Here is a 1,563-nt window from a genome sequence, read left to right as displayed (position 1 = left end):
GCGCAGGCCGGCCGCATCCGCGCCCGCCACCAGCACTGTCGGTTCCGCCTCTATCAATTCAGGGGCCTCTTCGCTATGAGCGCTCATTGAAAAACCGTTCCGGAACTGTTTTGCCATGGCCAGCCCGATCGCCGAAGAAGACCAGGATAAGCCGCTCGACCCCGAGGTCGAAAAGGTGCGCAGGAAACTCGTCCGCTTCGTCGGGATCAATCTCGGCCTGCTGTTCCTCGCCCTTATGGTGGTGATCGGCGCCCTTGTCTACAAAGCGCGCAATGCACCGCCGGCGAACCCGCCGCTGGCCGGCGATATCCAGACACCCGCCGGCGAACCGGTCAACGGCGACATCGTGCTGCCGGTCGGCGCCACGGTGGTCAGCCAGTCGCTGTCCGGCAATCGTGTCTCGATCGACGCCGAGCTTGCCGACGGCAGCCGCACGATCTTCGTCTACGACATCACCGAGCGACGCCTGATCGGCCGCTTTGCGATCCGCAACAAGTGACCGAGCCGCAACGATGAACGGCAGCAGGCCAATGAGCAAGCCTCAGGCATGAGCGGGTTCGCCGAGCATCGCCGCATCGCCACGGTCGCCCTGGTCGTCGCCAATTATGACGAGGCGATTGCCTGGTATGTCGAGCGGCTGGGCTTCCTGCTCGTCGAAGATGTCGATCTCGGCGGCGGCAAGCGCTGGATCACGGTCGCGCCGGCCAACGGGCAGGGCGCCAGGCTGCTTCTGGCGGAAGCGTCCGACGAGGCGCAAAGGCGGAGCATCGGCAACCAGACCGGCGGGCGTGTCTTCCTGTTCCTGGAAACCGACGACTTTGCCCGCGACCATGCGGCGATGCTGGAGAAGGGCGTCGAATTCCGCGAAGCACCGCGCTTCGAGCCCTATGGCACGGTGGCGGTTTTCGCCGATCTGCATGGGAATCTCTGGGATCTGATCGAACCAAAACGATAGGCTGACGGCCGGCTTTTCCCCGGCAAGGGAAAGCGGCCTAACCCCAGTTGCTTTTTCCCAGCGCTCAGCCTATATCGCCGGTTCTTGAACGCGCCCATCGTCTAGCGGTCAGGACACCGCCCTCTCACGGCGGGAACAGGGGTTCGATTCCCCTTGGGCGTACCAAGTTTTTCGACAAATTTGCAGGATGCCGTCGATTTCGTTCTGAAGTCGACGACCTCGATACTGTGGCGTTTGGGAAACCAGATCTGCACAGGTAGCCGCAGCCTTGAAAATCCCAGTGGCACCAACCACTCAGGCCTTCATTTCATTCGTCTGGTAAACGTTAACGGACCCGAAACCGAGAACCTTAACGCCCCCGCAACTCACGGCGATATATTAGTTGTCGCTTTATTAGCTGTAGGAGGTTGACATGAAGAAAATAGCCTGCCGTTTCGCTTGGGACGAGTCTGGCGCGACCGCGATCGAGTATGGCTTGATCGCGGCTCTTATCGCGCTCGCGATCATCACCGGCGCCGGGGCGGTTGGCAATTCGCTCAACGGGATCTTCACGAACGTCGGCACTACGGTCAACAGCAGCGGCTCGTAAGTCGGTACCTCAATTCGGT

At 61.2% G+C, this 1,563-nt stretch carries 3 protein-coding genes and 1 tRNA gene; all 4 read left to right on the top strand.

Annotated elements, in window-relative coordinates; all coding sequences use genetic code 11:
* Nucleotides 1-115: 115 nt before the first annotated feature.
* The 4 genes from EN984_RS34040 to EN984_RS34025 all read left to right on the top strand — a co-directional run bounded on the left by EN984_RS34040 (nucleotide 116) and on the right by EN984_RS34025 (nucleotide 1,544).
* Nucleotides 116-499: a fimbrial protein gene (locus tag EN984_RS34040; protein WP_127268031.1), complete on the top strand. Its 384-nt coding sequence runs from the start codon at nucleotides 116-118 to the stop codon at nucleotides 497-499.
* Nucleotides 500-547: 48 nt separating this feature from the next.
* Nucleotides 548-955: a VOC family protein gene (locus EN984_RS34035; protein WP_127268030.1), complete on the top strand. Its 408-nt coding sequence runs from the start codon at nucleotides 548-550 to the stop codon at nucleotides 953-955.
* A 90-nt stretch (nucleotides 956-1,045) separates the two neighbouring features.
* Nucleotides 1,046-1,120: transfer RNA gene (locus tag EN984_RS34030), tRNA-Glu, on the top strand.
* 247 nt (nucleotides 1,121-1,367) lie between these two features.
* Nucleotides 1,368-1,544 (top strand): Flp family type IVb pilin, encoded by a 177-nt coding sequence (locus tag EN984_RS34025; RefSeq protein ID WP_127268029.1) that lies wholly within the window; start codon nucleotides 1,368-1,370, stop codon nucleotides 1,542-1,544.
* The last annotated feature ends 19 nt before the right edge of the window (nucleotides 1,545-1,563 follow it).

The organism is Mesorhizobium sp. M7A.F.Ca.CA.004.12.1.1 (assembly GCF_003997835.1).
Classification (GTDB): Bacteria; Pseudomonadota; Alphaproteobacteria; order Rhizobiales; family Rhizobiaceae; genus Mesorhizobium.
The sequence above is the reverse complement of the archived record's forward strand: the minus strand, read 5'-3'. Positions and strand labels throughout refer to the sequence as shown.